The sequence below is a fragment of the Actinacidiphila acidipaludis genome (genome assembly GCF_019890725.1).
In the GTDB taxonomy this organism is placed as follows: Bacteria; Actinomycetota; Actinomycetes; order Streptomycetales; family Streptomycetaceae; genus Actinacidiphila; species Actinacidiphila acidipaludis.
The window spans coordinates 17,507-35,981 of record NZ_JAINZZ010000072.1; the positions used below are offsets into that span (position 1 = coordinate 17,507).

Below are 18,475 nucleotides of genomic sequence, written 5' to 3' on the forward strand. Positions count from 1 at the left end.
TCGCAGAAGCTCGTCTCACCGGAGCGTTGCCGTGAACAACAGACCCGCCCCGCCACGCCTGTCCCCGACGGGCCGGCGCGGTACGACACGCAGGCGGGGGGCGGGCAGGGCGGCGGTCGTGCTGGCCCTCGGGTGCCTGATCGGCGGCGGCGTGACCGCCACACCCGCCTCCTCCGCGCCCGTCACCTCCGCCGCGGCGCAGGCGCACTCCGCCACCGGCACCGCCACCGGCACCGGCAGTGCGGACGGCTGGGTGCTGAGCACCGGCGACACCTCGAAGAACTACGCGCCGACGTTCGTCGGCAACGGCTATCTGGCCGCGCGGGTGCCCGCGGCCGGCGAGGGCTTTTCCAGCAGTCCCGTGGTCACCCAGTCCGAACTCGCCGGTTTCTACGGCGCTCCGGCCGGCCAGTTCGAGCGGCGGGCGAGCCTGCCGACGTGGACGACGCTCGGCTTCGGCCGCAGCGGCGGGGTGTACGGGGTGCCGGGGAACTGGAGCTGCGCGTTCGACCAGATCTGCCCGGCCAGGGACGGGCAGATCTCCGGCGGCGCGTTCGTGGAGACCTCCCACGGCGGTTCGGTCGCCGGTGGCTACCTGGCCGGCCTGAACACCGACAACATCCCGACGGTCGGCGGCACCGACAGCCTCACCGTCCGCGACGCGCCGGCCGGTCCGGCCACCGTGGACGTCCGCTACGCCAACGGCAGCGGCGGCCCGCAGACCGTCCACCTCGGCGTCAACGGCACGCTGCAGCAGCTGACGCTGCCGGACTCCGGCGGCTGGGACAGCTGGGCGGTGGCGAAGGTGCCCGTGACGCTGACGGCCGGCTCGAACACGCTGCAGATCACCGTCGCGCAGGGCGACACCGCGCGGGTCAACGTCGACTACCTGGCGCCGTACCCGGCCGGCGGGCAGCCGCCGACCGGCATCGCGCCGGCGACCACCGGCACCACCAGCGGCTACCGGCAGTCGCTGGACCTGCGCACCGGGACCCTGACGACCTCGTTCGACTGGACTTCCCCGGACGGCGACCGGACCAGCTTCGTCTACACCGTCGACGCCGACCGCGCGCAGGGCCACCTGGGCACGGTCGACCTGCGGGCGGTGCCGCACTGGAGCGGCACCGCCGGCGTCGTCGACGAGTTCGACGGCCAGGGACTGGACCACGCCACCGCCACGGCCTGGGCCGTCGACGCGAAGAACGCGACGCTGACGCAGACGGTCGCCACCGACGGGAACCTGGTGACGGCCGCCCTGAACTCGGTGCTGCGGATCGGCGGGCACACCGAGCACACCACCGCACTGACCGTCCCGGCCGACGGCAGCGCCGGGCAGAGCGCGACCCTCGCGGTCCGCGCCGGGCAGACGTACGAGATCACCAAGTACGTCGGTGTGGCCTCCAGCGTCGACACCGACCGGCCGCTGAAGGCCGCCACCCCCCAGCAGGCCGCGGCCCGCACCGCCGCCCGGGCCGCCGACGACGGCTACCGGGCCACGATGGCCGCCAACGACAGCGCCTGGGCGGCGCTGTGGCAGTCCGACATCTCGGTGCCCGGCGACAGCGCGACGACCGCGCAGATCCGCGCCTCGATGTTCTACCTGCTGGCCAGCATGCGCGCCGGCGTCACCTGGAGCACCAGCCCCGGCGGGCTGTCCTCCGACGGCTACAACGGCCACGTCTTCTGGGACATGGAGACCTGGATGTACCCGGCGCTGCTGGCCCAGCACCCCGACATCGCGCAGAGTGCCGACACCTACCGGCAGAAGCTGCTGCCGGCCGCCGAGGCCGCGGCGGCGGCCCTGTCCACCCCGGCCCACCCCGTCAAGGGCGCGAAGTTCCCCTGGGAGAGCTCCCTGACCGGCAAGGAGACGATCCCGCCGGGCAACAACGAGGGCAACGACGAGATCCACATCGACTCCGACATCGCCCTGGCCCAGTGGCAGTACTACCAGGCCAGCGGCGACACCGCCTGGCTGAAGGACAAGGCCTGGCCGGTGCTGAAGGACATCGCCGACTACTGGGCCACCCGCGCCGTTCCCGACGCGGCCGGCGGCTACGACATCGACGACGTCCAGGGCGCCGACGAGTACCACGACCACGTCGACAACAGCGCGAGCACCGACGCCGGCGCGCAGGCGTCCCTGCGCATCGCCGTGCGGGCCGCGGCCCTGACCGGCCACACGCCCGACCCGGCCTGGACCACCGTCGCCGACGGCCTGAAGATCCCGGTGGACACCGCCGCCGGCATCCACCCGGAGTTCGACGGCTACAGCGGCCAGCAGGTCAAGCAGGCCGACGTCACGCTGCTGCAGTACCCGTGGGCGGTGCCCATGCCGGCCGGCCTGGCGCAGAGCGACCTGGACTACTACACCCAGCACACCGACCCCGACGGACCGTCGATGACCGACGCGATCGCCACCATCGACGCCGCCGCCCTCGGCTCGCCGGGCTGCACCGCCTACGACCACCTGCGCGCCAGCGCCGACCCGTTCATCGCCGCACCCTTCGACCAGTTCCACGAGACCCGCTCGGGCGGCGCGTTCACCTTCACCACCGGCGAGGGCGGCTACCTCCAGCAGTTCCTCTACGGCTTCACCGGGCTGCGCTGGGGAACCGACGCGGTCACCGTCGACCCGTTCCTGCCGCAGCAGCTGCCGGGCGTGAACATCACCGGCCTGAAATGGCACGGGCGGACCTTCGACGTCTCGGTCGGCCAGGCCACCACGACCCTGACCCTGCGCTCCGGGCCGCCGCTGGCCGTCCGCGACGGCAACGGCACGCTCCACACCGTCACCCCCGGCAGGCCGCTGCACCTGACCACCCGCCACCCGGCCGCCACCGGCGGCCCGGCGATCTGCAGCACCCCGGTCACCGCGGCCGCCGGCGCCCGCTGCATCGACATCTCCGGCGGCAACCCGGCCGACGGCACCGCGCTGCAGCTCTACGACTGCAACGCAAGCGCCGCCCAGACCTGGTCGCTGCCCGGCGACGGCACGGTCCGCGCCATGGCCAAGTGCATGGACGTGCGCGGCGGTTCCAGCGCCGACGGCACACCGGTGCAGATCTACACCTGCAACTCCAGCGTCTCCCAGCAGTGGACCTACGACCGGACCGCCCGGACACTGACGTCCGGGCTCGGCAAGTGCCTGACCGCGGCCAGCGCCGGAACCACCAACGGCACGCGGCTGGTCATCGAACCCTGCCAGGGCACGGCCGACCAGCAGTGGACGATTCCCTCCTGACGCGCTGAGGCGTCAGCGGGTCTTGCGGAGGCGACCGGGCGCAGCCCCCCTTCTACCCGGGGGGTGCGCCCGGCCGCCGTTGACCGCGGCGGGTGGCCGGAGCAGGGCGGATGCGCGCGGGTCGGGAACCGATGACGCCTGCGGTGAGTCCTTCACCGCGTCCGGCCGGCAGTGCGAAAAGGGGAATGTCATGAAGCGCCGTTCGAGGTATCTGACCGCCGTGGTGTCGGTCGTCGTGGCCGTGTCCGCTCTCGCCGGGTGCTCCAGCGACAAGCGCGGCATGGGCGACTCCCCGGTCTCCAACCACCGCGGTGACGACAGCCCGGCCAGCGTCACCAACTTCCCCGACCACTTCGCGAACATCGCCACCAAGTGCGTGGCCGGCGCCCCGGGCTTCCGTGCGTTCGTCACCACCCGCGAGGCCGCCCCCGTCATACTCGCCGACCCCACCTGCAAGGGCTGACGCCCGACGGGCCGCGCCGGTGCACAGCTCCCGGGCCCGGGGAGCCATCGTGACGCCTCGCGGCGGATCCGGCCGAACGCCGCAGGCCCGGCCCGGACGCAGCCGCCAGCACCGAAGGCCGTGCTCCGCCCCGATCCTGGACAGCCGGCGCCTTCCTGCTCCTGGCCACGGCCGCCGCGTCGGCGCGAGGTGGTCTGGTGATCCGGACGTCGCGAACCGGGCGTCCGCCTCCCCGACCGGGGCAACGTTGGGCCCGATACGTATCGTTTGGGACCGAGGGGCCCGAAATCGACCGACCTGACTCTGTGTTGCCGCCCCGGCCAGTACGGTTTCGGCAACTCAACGTCGGGGGGAACCATGACGACGGGCACGCACCACCGGCCGGACCCGGACGACGCACCCGCACCAGGGCCGGAGCCCCACGCGCCACGCACGCACAGCACGCCCACCACGCACGCCACGCAGGAGACGTACGGCACGGCCGTCTTCCGCACGCTGGAGCGCGGCGTGCGGGTCACGCTCTACCGGCTGCTGGCCGTACCGCTGGCCGTGGGCCTGATCCTCGCCCTGCACCCGTGGACGTGGGGCGGCTCCTCCGGATCGTCCAGCGGCAGCGACTTCGACTCCGGCGCGCCCTTCGTGACGGGCGGCACCGACAGCACGGGCAGCACGGACAACGCGGGCGCCGACGGCACGGCGACGGACAACGCGGTCGGCGACACCACCGGGAACACCGGCGACAGCACCGTCACCGACGAGCCGTCGCCCACCGACCCCTCGCCGACCGCGGACCCGCAGAGCCAGGTCACCGCGCTGGACGACCTGATCTCCCAGTCCGCCGACCAGCGCACCCAGGTCTCGGCGGCGGTCGCCGACGCCGGGCAGTGCGGCTCCGACGCGGGCCTGAGCCAGGACGCCACGACCCTCCAGAACGACGCCGACTCCCGCACCTCGCTGGCGCAGCAGGCCACCGCCCTGACGATGGACGCGGTGACCGGCGGGCCCGACGCGGCGCAACTGCTGAGCACCGCGCTGAACGCCTCCGCGACCGCCGACGCCGACTACGCCCGCTGGGCCACCGCCCTGGCCGGCGGATCGTGCAAGCCCGCCACCACCCACCAGCAGAGCGACTACGTGGCCGGCGGCAAGGACAGCACGACCGCGCAGCAGGCCAAGTCCGCGTTCGTGGAGGCCTGGAACCCGATCGCGGAGCAGTACGGCCTGACGACCCGCGGCACCGACGAGTTCTGACCGCTGCCCCGTGCAGGGCCGCCGCGGCGGCCCGCCCCCGGGCGACCCACCGCTCCCGGCGCCCCCGTCGCCCCCCCGCATCCGCAACGCCATCCGGCCCCGCACCATTGGGAGTTCCGAGCCGTGACCTCACTTCGACCGACGCTGCCCGGGCCGCGCGGCCACGACGACGCCGACCTCGCGCTCACGCCGCCGCCCGGCACCACCCCGCCCGAACTCAGCGAGGTCACCCGCCTGCTGGCGATCGGCGCGCAGACCGACCCCGACTACGCCGACGGCGTCATCCGTGAACTGGTCGACAACAGCCACCGGTTCGCCGCCCCCGCCTACGGCTACGACGCCGCGACCGTGCTCGGCCACGCGCTTGCCGCCCGTGCCCGCCGCCGGGCCCGGACGACCGCCGTGGTGACCGCGGGCGTGCTGTGGTTCGTCTTCGGGATCCTCCTGCCGTCGATGGGCGCCTACGGCAGCACCGGGTTCTGGGTCTGCAGCGTGCTCGCGGTGTGGACGGTGTGGGCCGCGAACCTGTTCACCGCCGTCCTGCAACGGCAGGTCGTCACCACGCAGTTGCGGCGCAGCCGGCACCCGGGCCGCGGCTTCGACGGGGTCGCGCCGATGGTGCCGCCCGGCACCCCGCAGCTGTACGACAAGATCCGCGCCGACCAGGACAGCGCGGCGGGCGTCGTCTACTACGGCGGGTACGTGCCGTTCGTCGGGGCCGGCGACTCGGTGCGCCGCTGGTCCTTCGCGTGCCTGCTGGAACGCGCGCAGCCCCCGTCGTTCCCGCCGCTGGACCTGCCGCAGCCCGGACCCGCGGACGCGACCGCACCGGCGGACAAGGGCAAGAGCAGGGGCAGGGCCCGCGACGTCGACCCGGACCCGTTCACCGCCGAGGAGCTGACCGCCTACATGGAGGAGCGGCTGCGGGCCTCCCTGCTGGACGAAGTGGCCGCGCACAGCCAGCGGTTGCGGGGCCTGGAGGTCACCCGCCGCTTCTACGCCAAAGCGGTCGGCACCCGGCCGCCGGTGCCGCACGAGCGCCTGGCGGAGTACCGGCAGGCCGCCGACGAGGTCCCCGACCACTACAACGCGGCCCGCGAGTACCTGTGCGTGCGGGTCGGCTCCTGGTCGCAGGAACTGGTCACCTCGGTGTTCCTGAACGTCGACCTCAAGGGACGCATGCTCTACACGCAGTTCCACGGCTACCACCTGATGCCGATCAAGAACGCCTACCACGAGGCGTCCCGGCTGCGGCGGCTGACCTCGGGCGAGGTGTGGTCGCTGGCCTGGCGCGCGGCGGTGGAGGCCCTCGCCTCGATCGCGACCGGCGCGCTGTGGGTGCTGGCCCTGCCGCTGGCGGTGGGCAAGGCGGCCTGGAACCGCAAGGACCTGCGCGCGGCCGCGGTGCGCCACGAGCCGGACGAGGACCAGGACCTGGTCGACTGGGGAGCGCGCCGCAGCGTGCGGGAGATGGCCGCCGGCGGCTACCGGCACTTCTTCCAGCAGATGGACGACGAGAAGTTCATCAAGATCATCGAGCGGCGGACCTTCGAGGTGATCCTCGACTTCCTGGAGGACCACGCGGTGGACACCACCGAGTACCGCGCGCAGCAGAACGCCCTGAACGTGGGCATCCTGCAGACCGGCGGCGGCACGATCGTCAACTCCGCGGCCATGGCCGTCGGATCCCAGGCGAAGGCTTCCTGAGACACACACCATCGACGCCCCCGCCCGCGAACCGGGCGGGAGCAGGGGAGGCGGGGCATGAGCGGCGGCACCTGGAACGTCGGCATCCACCAGAGCGGCAGCGGACGGATCGACAACTCCGGCCCGATGGCGGTCGGCGAGGGCGCGCAGGTCAACGTCGGCGGCGCGCCGGACGGCGGGCTCACCCCCGCGCAGGCACTGGACGTACTCGGCGCGCTGCTGGCCGCGCACGGCGCGCAGCTCAGCGACGAGGACCGGGCCCGGGCGCGCGGAGAACTGGGCGAGGTCACCGACCAGCTCGCCGCCCCGGCCCCCGACCCCGGGCGTCTGTCCCGCGCCATCGCCCGGCTGACCACGGCGGTCTCCTCCGTCACCGCACTGGCCTCGGCCGCCGACGCCCTGCGCGAGGCGGTCACCCGGGCCATCGGCTGACCGCCCCGGGCGGCCGGGCGCCGTCAGGCGCGTTCAGGTGCGGCCTGTCGTCCAGGGCGGGCCGTCCCGCGCCGGCCGGGGGAGGGGCGGTCCGGGCGGCGCGGGGGCTCAGGGCCTCAGGGACGGTGGCGGACCTCCAGCATCACGCAGCCGCCCGTCGTCCGGTACGGGCCGTGCGGCATGCCGGGCGGCCGGCAGGCGAAGTGCCCGGCGTGGAACGTCTCGTCGAGGCTCACGTCGTACAGGTCGCCTTCCAGGAGGTAGACCTCCTCGGCCCACTCATGGCGGATCACGCCGGCCGCCGTGGCGTATCCGGGCGACCAGCGGGCCAGCCGGGTCAGCACGTCCGGGTCGTCCTCGTCCTGGCCGAGGACCTTCTCCGCGGTGCCCGGCTGCGGCCCGTCGCGCCACGGCAGCGAGTCGGCCGCGAAGAACTCGCGCTCGTCCTTCACCGTTGATCCCCTCCGGTCAGTGTCCGGTCCTCAGCCGCTGGTACTGCGCTTCCAGCAGCGACGTCAGCTGCTTCCGGGCCGGCATGGCGTTCGTGGTGGACACCACCCGGACCATCATCTGCACGTCGCCCTGGCAGGTGGTGGCGAACAGTTCGCGGTAGGGCGCGCCGGGGACGGTCTGCTGCGCCGTGACCGGGAACGGCTCGTGCAGCGTGAGCGGGCGGATCGCCGATCCGGTGTAGTGCAGGCGCCCGAAGTACCCCGCGGCCAGGGCCGGGCTGCCGAACCGGGCGAGCCGGATCGTCACCGTGAGATGGTCGCCGGGCAGGCTGTAGGTGCGGCCGAAGCCCTCGGCGTAGTGGTACTGCTTGAGCCGCGCCACCGCGACGGCGCGGTCCGTGGTGTCCCCGACGTCGACGGGATCCAGGCGGTCGCCGTCCGGATCGCCGTAGGGCAGGGCGTGTTGCGGTGCCGGCAGGAAGAACGTGCGCAGGTCCCCGGTGTGCACGCCGCCCTTCACCTGCCCGGCGGCCGACGGCGCGGTCGTGGCCGCGGCCGATGCGGAGGGCATCGGGGGTGTCGCGGGCAGCGAGGGCTGCGGCGGAAGCGCCTCGGCGGCCTGTGTCGTCTTTGCCGCCGAGGCGCCGTGCACCGTGTCCTGGTGTGAGCAGCCGCTCACCGCCACCGCGCTCACGGCGGCCGCCGAGACGGCGAGCACCGCCGCTGTCGTCGCCCTCGCGTGGTACCGCCGCGTGCCCCTGATCCGGCCTGCCACAAGATCCCCTCAGCTCAAGCGGCCCGCCGAACGGCGGGCCGGTACCGGGGAGTTGTATCACCCGCGGGTGACACGCCCAGGTCCCGAACATCTCCACCCGGCTGTCGCACGGTCGAGGGGTCCTCGGGGAAAGAGCCTCGGCGGCGGCGGCCGCAGAGGATCATCCACGCATGACCACCCGCCCAACGCCCCGGCTCCACGCGACCGTTCAGCGCGCCTGGAGCCGGCTGCGCCCCCGCGGCGCCGCCTTGTTCCCGCCGCCGACCGCACCGGCCGGCACCTGGCCGCGGCGACTCGACGCCCGGCCCGACGCCCGGCCCGATGTCCGGCCCGATGTTCGGCCCGGCGCGGGAAGCAGTCGATGACCGAGCATGCCGAGGAGTGCCGGCTCAACCCGAAGGCCTGGTTGCGTCACGCCGCGGGCGCGGCGGGCGCGTGCACGATGAAACCGCCGGACCCCCTGGCCGACCGCGCCGCCGCGGTGGCCCTGACCGACGCCCTGGCCTACTTCGCGGAACTGGGCGACCTGCCGTCCGTGACGCTGGCGGACGTGGCCCGCCACGCGCTGGTGATGGAGCCGGCCGACGCCCTGGCCCTGTGCGACTGCGGCGCCGCCAGACCCTGACCCTGACCCTGAGTATCGGGCCCGGTGCACCGTCCGGGTGCCGGCCGTGCGGGAGCCGCCCCCCCCCCCGCACGGCCCGGCAGTGCGGGAGCCACCCCACCCGCACGGCCCGGCAGTGCGGGAGCCGTCCCCCGCACCGGCACTGGCGGCGCCGGCCTGCGGAAAGCCGCGCGGCCTTCCGCCGTCACAGCGACCGCCGGCGCTTCGTCTTCGCTGCCCTGCGGCGACGCAGACGCGCCTGGTAGAACGCCGACCTCGCCTCGTCGAGGTCCACGAACTCGAAGATGTCCGCAGCCGTCTCGGCCTCAACGGCACTGCCGGTGAGGCCGATCCGGCCGACGACCCACAGACCCTCACGGCATCTGGCCCGGCACTCGTCGCCCAGGTGCGTACGCCCGAGTGCCGCTTGCGTGAAGTGGGACTCACCGCTCACCATGCGACCCAGGGTCTCCAGGAATTCAGCGCGCGCCGGGGGCGACAGTTCCCCGGCCAGCGCGGCCAGGATCACGCTGACCGCCGGCACCGATACCGCGAAGAGATTCGTGCCGAGCTCGAGGTGGCCGTCGAGGGTGTAGCCGATCATGTCGCGGGCGCTTTCGGCCTCGATGACCACCTCGAACATCATCGGCACGTGCCCGGCGGAATCGCCGCAGCCGCACCGCAGGGTTTCCCAGGGGTGCCGGTCCAACTCGGCACGCACCAACTCGCTGACCCCTGCCACGATCCCTCCCACCGACCCGCTGCCCCTGCCGCCCGGCCCAAGTGAACAGGTTCACAGCACGTGCCCGTCACGCGGTGGACGCTCCTGCGAACGGTTCGGCAACCGGCCTGCACCCCGCACGGCACGGGGATTTCGGCACGCGCGTTCACATGAACGGCGGCAGGTGCCAGCCGCGCCAGCCGCCTGCACCCGCGCCGCCTGGTCCCGCGCGGCTGCCGGTGGACGCCGCCGGCCACTTCGCCGCGACCCCGCCTCGTCCCCGTTCCGGTCGCCGGTTGCGGCAGCGCGCCATCGGCCCAACCAGCCCACCCCGCACGCCTCCGGCGGCGTCGGCACCGCATCGTGCGGCCGGCCGCCGGGCCGTGCCATGAGCGCTCAGCGCACTCGGCTTGACCCACAGCGCACTTCGTCCTCCGCGCCGAACCGGAACGCGGCCGCCCCGGTGCACGCTGGATCCCCCGCATACGGTGCGTCCGCCGGATTCCCGCATACGTGCGCCTCCGAGTGGGCAAGTCGCTGGGGTGCCGCAAGGAGGCGGCACCGGAGGGAGGCCTGCCGTGCCCGCTACCGGAGCAGCCGTCCGCCTGTGCGGCCTGCGCAAGACCTACGGCGGGACCGACGCCCTGGCCGGGATCGATCTCGAGGTGCGCCACGGCGAGTTCTTCTCCCTGCTCGGCCCCTCCGGCTCCGGCAAGACCACCACGCTGCGGCTGATCGCCGGCTTCGAGGAGCCCACCGACGGCAGCGTCGAACTGGCCGGACAGGACGTGACGGGCCTGGCCCCCTACGAGCGTGACGTGCACACCGTCTTCCAGGACTACGCCCTGTTCCCGCACATGACGGTGGAGCAGAACGTCGGCTACGCGCTGAAGGTGCGGGGGACCGGCCGCGCCGAGCGCGCGCAGCGGGTGCGGGCCGCGCTGGCCTCGGTGCGGCTGGAAGGGCACGGCCGGCGCCGACCCGCGCAGTTGTCCGGCGGTCAGCGGCAACGGGTCGCGCTGGCCCGCGCTTTGATCGACCGCCCCGCCGTGCTGCTGCTGGACGAGCCGCTGGCCGCGCTCGACCTGCGGCTGCGCGGCCGGATGCAGGCCGAACTGAAGGAACTGCAACGCGAGGTGGGCATCACCTTCGTCTTCGTCACCCACGACCAGGGCGAGGCGCTGAGCATGAGCGACCGGGTCGCGGTCTTCAACGCCGGCCGGATCGAACAGGTCGGCACACCGGCGGAGGTGTACGAGCGGCCCGCCACCGCCTTCGTCGCGGACTTCGTCGGGGCCTCCAACGTGCTCACCGGCGAACCGGCGCGACGCGTCACCGGCCGCCCGGGACCGTACAGCATCCGTCCGGAACGGATCACGCTGTCCGCGCCGGCCGAGGACACCGCCGGCGTGGGCAGGGAGACGCACGACGACGCCGCCCGAACGGGAGCGTGCGAGCACCGGGCGAGCGGCACCGTCACCGACGTGGTGTACCTCGGGCACGCGGTGCGGGTCCTGGTCGACCTCGACGTCGGCGGTCGGCTGACGGTGCTGCGGCACGTCGGGGAAGGCGCCGATCACGCCACGCCCGGAACCCGGGTGATGCTGCGCTGGCCCGCCGGCCACGCCGTGCCCCTGCCCGCCGACCCCGCACCCGCACCCGCACCGGACGCGGACCCCGGCCCGGACGCGGACCCCGGCCCGCCGCCCGGATCGCCCGGCCCCGGATCGCCCGATCCCGGAGCGCCGGCGACCGTACCGGCACCCGGGCGCGGACCTCGCTAGCCCCCCACGCGAGACGCGCCGGCCCCCACGAGACGCGCCAGCCCCCGAGAATGGAGACACCGTGCGTGTGACCCGCCACCTCGTCGCCCTCGCCGCAGCTCTCACCGCCGCCCTCACCCTCGCCACCGCCTGCGGCGGCTCCTCCGGCAGTTCCGGATCCGTCGGCTCCGACGGCAAGTTGCACCCGCCGAAGCTGACCGCGCAAAAGAGCCTCGGCCAGCGGGAGAGCGCGGTGAACCTCATCGCCTGGGCCGGATACGTCGAGGACGGCTCGGACGACCCGAAGGCCGACTGGGTCCACCCCTTCGAGCGGCAGACCGGCTGCACCGTCCACGTCAAGATCGCCGGCACCTCCGACGACATGGTCAGCCTGATGAAGACCGGGCAGTACGACGCCGTGTCCGCCTCCGGGGACGCCTCGCTGCGGCTGATCGCCTCCGGCGACGCCGCCCCGGTCAACACCGCCCTGGTACCCAACTACAAGGACGTCTTCTCCGGCCTGAAGCTGCAGGCGTGGAACTCCGTCGGCGGCGTCGCGTACGGCATCCCGCACGGCTACGGCGCGAACCTGCTGATGTACCGCACCGACAAGGTCTCCCCGGCGCCCACCTCCTGGGGCGCGGTCTTCGCCAAGGACTCCCCGTACAAGGGCCACATCACCGCCTACGACTCGCCGATCTACATCGCGGACGCGGCGCTGTACCTGATGAGGACCCGGCCGGACCTGGGCATCCGCAACCCCTACGCGCTGGACCAGAAGCAGTTCGACGCGGCTGTGGCGCTGCTGCGGCAGCAGAACGCCAACATCGGCGAGTACTGGAGCGACTACCTCAAGGAGGTCTCGGCGTTCAAGAGCGGCGACTCGGTGCTCGGCACCACCTGGCAGGTGATCGCCAACACCGCGCAGTCGGAGAAGGTCCCGGTCAAGGCGGTACTGCCCAGCGAGGGCGCCACCGGCTGGTCGGACACCTGGATGCTCTCGGCGAAGGCCGAGCACCCCAACTGCGCCTACGCGTGGTTCAACTGGATCGTCTCACCGCAGGTCAACGCGCAGGTCGCCGAGTACTTCGGGGAGGCCCCGGCCAACCGGCTGGCCTGCGACCACACCGCCGACCGCACGTTCTGCGCCGACTACCACGCGGGGGAGAGCGCCTACTACAAGCGGGTGTGGTTCTGGACCACCCCCATCCCGCAGTGCGTCGACGGGCGCAAGGACGTCACCTGCGTGCCGTACGCGAAGTGGGTGCAGGCGTGGACGTCACTGAAGGGGTGAGCAGCCTGTCCCGGGACCCGCACCCGGCGGACGGCCGGCCCGGCGGCGGCACACCCGGCGGCGCACCCGGCAGCGGACGCGGCAGCGGACCCGGCCGCACATCCGGCGGCGCACCCGGCAGTGGACGCGGTGGCGCGGGCGGTGGTGCGGGCGGCGGTCCCGCGCGGGGCCGCCGGGCGGTGCGGGCCGTCGTGCGCACGCTGCACCGCCGGCCCCGGCTGCGGCTGGCGCTGCTGCTGACCGCCCCGCTGACCTGGCTGGTGGTGGCCTACCTCGGCGCGCTGGCGGCCCTGTTCCTGGCCGCGTTCTGGACCACCGACCCCTTCACCTCGAACGTGGTGCGGACCTGGAACACCGGCAACTTCCGCCAGGTGCTGACCACTTCGGTCTACTGGCACGTGGCGCTGCGCACCCTGGGCACCGCGCTGGCGGTCACGGCCGTGGACATCGTGGTCGCCTTCCCGATCGCGTTCTGGACCGCCCGCATCGCCGCCCCCCGCTACCGCCACCTGCTGGTGGTGGCCGTGCTCACCCCGCTGTGGGCCAGCTACCTGGTCAAGGCGTACGCCTGGCGGACCATCCTGTCCACGGGCGGCCCGCTGGACTGGGCCCTGAAACCGTTCGGGCTGCACGGCCCCGGCTACGGACTGCCCGCGGTGGTCATCGTGCTGGCGTACCTGTGGCTGCCCTACATGATCCTGCCGATCCACGCCGGGCTGGCCGGCCTGCCCGACGACGTCCTGGACGCCTCGGCCGACCTCGGCGCCCGCACCTGGCGCACCTTCCGCTCGGTGGTGCTGCCGCTGGTCGCGCCGTCGGTGGCCGCGGGGTCGGTGTTCACCTTCTCCCTCAGCCTCGGCGACTACATCGCCGTCCAGATCGTCGGCGGCAAGACCCAGCTCATCGGCAACGCCATCTACTCCGACGTCACCCTCGACCTGCCGCTGGCCGCCGCGCTGGCCACCCTGCCGGTGGCCGTCGTGGTGCTCTACCTGCTGGCCATCCGCCGCACCGGCGCCCTCAACTCCCTGTGAACCGGCACCCTTCCAGCCCCAGCCCCGGCCCCGGCCCCGGCCCCGGCACCAGCCCCCGGCCCGACATCCGATCCCGCCCCGCCGTCGTACCGGACGAAGACGAGGCGCCCCACAGCGAAGGCGAGGCGACCCCCGCGGATGCGACTGTCCCCGACCGCACGGATCGTGCTGCGCACGACGGCACTGCTCGGCATCGCCGTGATCTACCTGCCGCTGCTGCTGGTCCTGGTCAACTCCCTCAACCCCGACCGCGCCTTCGGCTGGCCGCCCGGCGGCATCACCACCCGGTGGTGGGCCGACGCCTGGCACAGCGGCGGCGCCCGCTCGGCACTGTGGGTGTCGGTCCGCGCCGGCCTCGGCGCCACCGCCGTCGCCCTGGTCCTCGGCACGCTCGTCGCCTTCGCCGTGCAGCGGCACGCCTTCTTCGGCCGGCAGACCCTGTCCTTCCTGGTGGTCCTGCCCATCGCCCTGCCCGGCGTGGTCACCGGCATCGCCCTCAACAGCGCCTTCCGGTCCGTGCTGCCGCCGCTCGGCCTGGGCTTCGGGCTGCTGACCGTGATCATCGCCCATGCCACCTTCTGCGTGGTCATCGTCTTCAACAACGTCGCCGCCCGGCTGCGCCGGGTCTCCGGATCCCTGGAGGAGGCCGCGATGGACCTGGGCGCCGGGCCCCTGCGGACCTTCCGCGACGTGACCTGGCCGCTAGTCAGGTCCGCGGTGCTGGCCGGCGGCCTGCTGGCGTTCGCGCTGTCCTTCGACGAGATCGTGGTCACCACCTTCACCGCGGGCGCCGGCGTGCAGACCCTGCCGCTGTGGATCTTCGGCAACCTGGCCCGCCCGCAGCAGGCACCGGTGGTCAACGTCGTCGCCGCGGTCCTGGTCCTGGCGTCGGTGATCCCCGTCTACGGGGCGCAGCGGCTGTCCGGCGACACCGCGGCGGGCAGCCGCATCTGACCGGCGGTGCCCCGTAGCCGCCTGGGCCTACCGGAGTGCAACCGTCCGCCGCGTGCGGGCCGTCCCAGGCAACGACAGCTCGGGCACGGGGGAGTCGGGCGGGGGGCGGCGGCTGTGCAGGTCTTCGAGGTGACCGGGTACTCGGTTCGATCCGCGGTGATCACGATGCGGCACAAGGACACGCCGCTGAGGTTCCTGCTGTTCCCGATGGCGCACGTGGCCGCGCCATCGTTCTACCGGCAGGTGCGCGAGCGGCTGGAGGGCTGCGACCTTGTGGTCGCGGAAGGCGTGCACGGCAGGTCGCGGCAGGTGGAGATGCTGACGCTCGCCTACCGGCTCGCGGCGCGCCGCGAACGCAACGGGCTGGTCGAGCAGGACTACCGCACGCTGCTGCCGCCGGGCGTGCCCGTGATCGCCCCTGACGTGTCCGCGGGCGAGGCGATCGCCGACCTGAAGCAGGCGACGCGGTGGCTGTACCCGGTGCTGCTGGCCGCGGCCCCGGTGGCCGGAGCGGTCTTCGCGCTGCGCGGGCCGCGGGCGTTCCTGGAGTCCGAGAGCGTCGACGAGCATCTGCCCCCGGCGCCCGGGACCGGGACACCCACGCCCGCCGGGCTGGACGACCCGGTGGACCGGGCCCTGCTGGACCGGCGCGACCTGCGCCTGGTCGACGCCCTGAGCCGGATCCACACCGAACGCGCCGACGAGCCCGTCACGGTGGCCGTGGTCTACGGCGCCGAACACATCCCGGCCGTCGTGGCCGGCCTCCTGGACCGCCACGGTTACCGCCCCCGGGACGCCGAATGGCTCACGGTGCTCGTGGCCTAGCCCGGCGGCGGCTCCGAATGTCGCTTGTGCTGCCTCCGGTCGTCACGATGAGGCGATGACCGGGGCGCAGCGACGGCTGATGGCCGGGGCATCGGCCGACAGAAACGGACGGTGCGGGTTCGCGGGCGGCACTCTGATCGCCGCCTCGTCCCGGGCGATCGTGCAGGTCACGACGTGGGCCGTTCCAGGCCGAGCCGGGCACGCACTTCGTCGTGAGGCACGGCCGGTTCGTGCCCTGCCGCTTGCCGCGCCCGGTACTGCGCCAGCGCGACCGCGTCCTCGAGGTCGGCCAGTTCCTGCGGGTTGATCAGGACGGCTGCGGGCTGCCCGTGGTCGGTGATGGTGGTGCGCTCACGGGCCTGCGAGGCCCGGCGAACCAGAGTCCCGAGCCTGGCCCGGGCCTGTGTGAGGGGCAGGGTTTCACTCATGTGCAGAAGTGTGCACTTCGGCATCCTTGCGGGCTGGTCTCCGCTGGAGAGCCCCACCCACCGTCCTGCGGGGCCACCCGCACCGCCGCCCACGCCGCCACCGACGCCCCGAGCGCAAGGACTGGCACCGGCGTGCGGCCGTAAGCCGCCGCCTGCGGGACCTGCGGCAGGAACTGCTCGCCCGGGCAGGCTGACCGCCAGGCCGGCCACACCAGCCGGGTCAGCCGGTCAGCCCGTCCGTTCACTCCACCTGCTCCAGCACCGCCCGGAACGCGCGCTCGCCGACGCCGTGCATCAGCGGGTTGTCCGCAGAGTGCGACAGGAAGACCAGGGACAGCGCCAGCGCCCACCCGCGGGCCCGCTCCCAGGTCGCGTCGTCCGCGCGGCCGTACGCCCGCCGGAACTCGGCACGCTGCTGCGCGGTGAACAGCATCCAGGCCACGGACAAGTCGGTGGCGGGATCACCGGCGGTGATGTCACCGAAGTCGATCACGGCGCTGATCCGGCCGCGGTCGACCAGGATGTTCGCCGGGTGCAGGTCCCCGTGCAGCCACACCGCCGGCCCGTCCCCGACCGGCGCGGCGGCGGCCGTCTCCCACATCCGCAGCGCGGCGGCGCGGTCGTCCGAGCCGACGTGCGCCAGCCCGGCCAGGACGCCCTCGGTGCGTCCGGCCAGCGGAATTCCGCGAACCGGGTTGACGGGCGCCGCCGAAGGAGCCGGGGCGTGCAGCGCATCCAGAAAGCCCCCGAGCGTCGCGGCGGCGGACCACGGGTCGTCGGGCTCCGAACGCGCCGCGGTCACGCCCGGGAAGAACGGCACGACGCTCCAGGACCACGGGTAGCCGGCCGCCGGTCTGCCGACCCGCAGCGGCGCCGGCACAGGCAACGGCAAGCAGCGGGCCAACTCCGGCAGCCACCGCTGCTCGTGCGCGAGGAGACGGGCGGCCGCGGCGCGCCGAGGCAACCGGACCAGGAGATCCTCACCCAGTCGGCACACAAGGTTGTCCCAGCCGTTGGCCAGCACCTCGACCGGCAGATCCGCCAGGTCGGGGTGCTGCTCCTCGAGCAGATCGCGCACCAGGCCGACGGAGACCGCGACCTCCGCGGCAGGCATTCGGCGCACCGTCACAGACAGCACTCTACGGCGGCGGCCCCGCGCCCTTGAGAGCGAGGCGGAACCGGCCGAGCCGGGCACGGCGGCGGCCCCGCGGCCGTGCGCGACTGTCGGCGGCAACGATCAGACTGTGCACATGACTTCGGCGACCGCGCACGACCACGCCTGGATACGTTCCTCCCCGCTGTTCGGCCACGCACTGGAGTGCGGGTACAGCCTGGCCCTGGTGCGGGGCATGCCTGCGCGGGAGGTGCTGCGGGTCATGGGCGCGGAGCCGCGGGGCACGTGCGCGGGGGTCGAGGAGCTGATCGAGCTCCAGCACGAGCTGTGCGATCCGCTGGACTACTGGGACGGCTCCTTCCTCGCGGGCGCGTTCACCGCGCCGGGGGAGGGCGGCGACTGGACGCTCGTCTGGGAACTCGCACGGGGCGGCACGGGCATCCAGCCGCGTTTCATGGAGGCCTTCTCAGCGCGAGGAGGCCGGGCCGTCGGGCACTCCACCAACGGCGGCAAGCCGCTGCACGGCTTCTCCTGGTACGAGGACGGGGAACTGCGCACCACCTTCGAGGGGCGGCCCCGGTTCAGGAGCGGCAGCACCCCCGACGCCCTCCTGCCGATGATGCGCGAGGCCGGCTGCGACCTGACGGACACCGACGACCGCACGGGCGACTTCCTCGACGACAAGGCAGCGGTCCTCGCCCTGACCGAGCGCCTCACCGCCGTCCGGCTGACGGAGGAGGCACTGCGCGACGCGCCTTACCGGCTCGGGTTCGTGCCTGACGAGCCCGCCGAGCAGTGAACCACCGTCGCCGGCGGCGCCATCGACGCCCGCGGTGAGCGCGCCCGACGGGAGGCACCCGGAAGCCCCGACGGCGACGACGGCCCGAGGCCGGACGCGCCGGGCGGGCCGGGTCGCACACCTGGGAGGGGGCCCGCATCATGGTCTCGGGTCTGCCGGGCCGCACGCCGTGGTCCCCGCGACCCCCGCAAGCGACGGTCAGCAGCCGGGAGGCCCCCGTGCACGAGAAGCTGCTCCACCGGCTGGGTGACCTCCTGGCCCATCGGCGTGACGCCGGATCCCGCGGCACGTCAGGGAGCGGTCCTGACGGATTCCGGCTCGACCAGGCGATGGTCGGCGAGTTCAGCGCCGGCACCCTCGGCCCCGGCGAACAGGCGCGGCTCGCCCAGGAGGTGGCCAGGCTCATGCCCCACAGCTGGGACCTGCCGAACAAGCCGGAGGAGGCGTTGCATCAGCTCGTCGCCCACCTCGGGGGCCAGGACGAGCTGATCAGGTGGCTGGACGGCTACCCCGGGCTTCCGCAGGTGACGGCCCGGATCTACCTCTGCTCTTGGCCGGTGCTCTGCCCTTTGGGGCGGGGTGAAGGCCATCATTAGGGCGAAGGCGCGAAGCGCC

The 18,475-nt window shown here is 73.8% G+C and carries 18 protein-coding genes; 13 read left to right on the top strand and 5 right to left on the bottom strand.

Features of this window, described 5'->3' with window-relative positions; genetic code table 11:
- The first annotated feature begins 118 nt into the window (after window positions 1–118).
- From K7862_RS32945 to K7862_RS32965, 5 genes are all read left to right on the top strand, one after another.
- Window positions 119–3,244 (top strand): ricin-type beta-trefoil lectin domain protein, encoded by a 3,126-nt coding sequence (locus K7862_RS32945; protein WP_222968697.1) that lies wholly within the window; start codon window positions 119–121, stop codon window positions 3,242–3,244.
- Window positions 3,245–3,434: 190 nt separating this feature from the next.
- Entirely contained in the window at window positions 3,435–3,707 is a 273-nt protein-coding gene (locus K7862_RS32950; protein WP_222968699.1) for a hypothetical protein, read from the top strand.
- Window positions 3,708–4,064: 357 nt separating this feature from the next.
- A complete protein-coding gene (locus K7862_RS32955; RefSeq protein WP_222968701.1) occupies window positions 4,065–4,958 on the top strand; it encodes a hypothetical protein in 894 nt (297 codons plus the stop codon).
- Between the two features lie 123 nt (window positions 4,959–5,081).
- Complete coding sequence (locus K7862_RS32960; protein ID WP_222968702.1) at window positions 5,082–6,665, top strand: AbeC-like domain-containing protein; 1,584 nt, start codon at window positions 5,082–5,084, stop codon at window positions 6,663–6,665.
- 57 nt (window positions 6,666–6,722) lie between these two features.
- Complete coding sequence (locus K7862_RS32965) at window positions 6,723–7,097, top strand: DUF5955 family protein (RefSeq protein ID WP_222968704.1); 375 nt, start codon at window positions 6,723–6,725, stop codon at window positions 7,095–7,097.
- 116 nt (window positions 7,098–7,213) lie between these two features.
- Here the strand turns inward: K7862_RS32965 and K7862_RS32970 are convergent, their stop codons facing one another.
- A complete protein-coding gene (locus K7862_RS32970) occupies window positions 7,214–7,549 on the bottom strand; it encodes a cupin domain-containing protein (protein WP_222968705.1) in 336 nt (111 codons plus the stop codon).
- A gap of 16 nt (window positions 7,550–7,565) precedes the next feature.
- The gene (locus tag K7862_RS32975) at window positions 7,566–8,267 is read right to left on the bottom strand and encodes a hypothetical protein (RefSeq protein ID WP_222968707.1); all 702 of its coding nucleotides are present in this window, start codon (window positions 8,265–8,267) and stop codon (window positions 7,566–7,568) included.
- Between the two features lie 418 nt (window positions 8,268–8,685).
- On the opposite strand from K7862_RS32975, the gene K7862_RS32980 reads away from it, so the two are divergent.
- Window positions 8,686–8,949, top strand: coding sequence for a hypothetical protein (locus K7862_RS32980; RefSeq protein ID WP_222968709.1), 264 nt, complete (start codon window positions 8,686–8,688; stop codon window positions 8,947–8,949).
- A gap of 184 nt (window positions 8,950–9,133) precedes the next feature.
- Here the strand turns inward: K7862_RS32980 and K7862_RS32985 are convergent, their stop codons facing one another.
- Window positions 9,134–9,670, bottom strand: coding sequence for a hypothetical protein (locus tag K7862_RS32985; protein WP_222968711.1), 537 nt, complete (start codon window positions 9,668–9,670; stop codon window positions 9,134–9,136).
- A gap of 557 nt (window positions 9,671–10,227) precedes the next feature.
- Here K7862_RS32985 and K7862_RS32990 point away from each other — a divergent pair.
- From K7862_RS32990 to K7862_RS33010, 5 genes are all read left to right on the top strand, one after another.
- Window positions 10,228–11,433, top strand: coding sequence for an ABC transporter ATP-binding protein (locus tag K7862_RS32990; protein ID WP_308012323.1), 1,206 nt, complete (start codon window positions 10,228–10,230; stop codon window positions 11,431–11,433).
- A 61-nt stretch (window positions 11,434–11,494) separates the two neighbouring features.
- On the top strand, window positions 11,495–12,706 hold the full coding sequence (locus K7862_RS32995) for an ABC transporter substrate-binding protein (protein WP_222968712.1): 1,212 nt from the start codon (window positions 11,495–11,497) through the stop codon (window positions 12,704–12,706).
- 179 nt (window positions 12,707–12,885) lie between these two features.
- Complete coding sequence (locus K7862_RS33000) at window positions 12,886–13,740, top strand: ABC transporter permease (protein WP_222968728.1); 855 nt, start codon at window positions 12,886–12,888, stop codon at window positions 13,738–13,740.
- Between the two features lie 138 nt (window positions 13,741–13,878).
- Complete coding sequence (locus K7862_RS33005) at window positions 13,879–14,694, top strand: ABC transporter permease (protein WP_222968714.1); 816 nt, start codon at window positions 13,879–13,881, stop codon at window positions 14,692–14,694.
- Window positions 14,695–14,808: 114 nt separating this feature from the next.
- The gene (locus K7862_RS33010) at window positions 14,809–15,519 is read left to right on the top strand and encodes a hypothetical protein (RefSeq protein WP_222968716.1); all 711 of its coding nucleotides are present in this window, start codon (window positions 14,809–14,811) and stop codon (window positions 15,517–15,519) included.
- A 167-nt stretch (window positions 15,520–15,686) separates the two neighbouring features.
- Here the strand turns inward: K7862_RS33010 and K7862_RS33015 are convergent, their stop codons facing one another.
- Together K7862_RS33015 and K7862_RS33020 are read right to left on the bottom strand one after the other, a co-directional pair.
- Window positions 15,687–15,947 (bottom strand): type II toxin-antitoxin system Phd/YefM family antitoxin, encoded by a 261-nt coding sequence (locus tag K7862_RS33015; protein WP_222968718.1) that lies wholly within the window; start codon window positions 15,945–15,947, stop codon window positions 15,687–15,689.
- Window positions 15,948–16,188: 241 nt separating this feature from the next.
- Entirely contained in the window at window positions 16,189–17,061 is an 873-nt protein-coding gene (locus K7862_RS33020; RefSeq protein ID WP_262414179.1) for an aminoglycoside phosphotransferase family protein, read from the bottom strand.
- Between the two features lie 136 nt (window positions 17,062–17,197).
- On the opposite strand from K7862_RS33020, the gene K7862_RS33025 reads away from it, so the two are divergent.
- Window positions 17,198–17,860, top strand: a complete 663-nt coding sequence (locus K7862_RS33025; protein ID WP_222968719.1) for a DUF6461 domain-containing protein — start codon at window positions 17,198–17,200, stop codon at window positions 17,858–17,860.
- Between the two features lie 218 nt (window positions 17,861–18,078).
- Window positions 18,079–18,456 (top strand): hypothetical protein, encoded by a 378-nt coding sequence (locus tag K7862_RS33030; RefSeq protein ID WP_222968721.1) that lies wholly within the window; start codon window positions 18,079–18,081, stop codon window positions 18,454–18,456.
- Window positions 18,457–18,475: the final 19 nt, after the last annotated feature.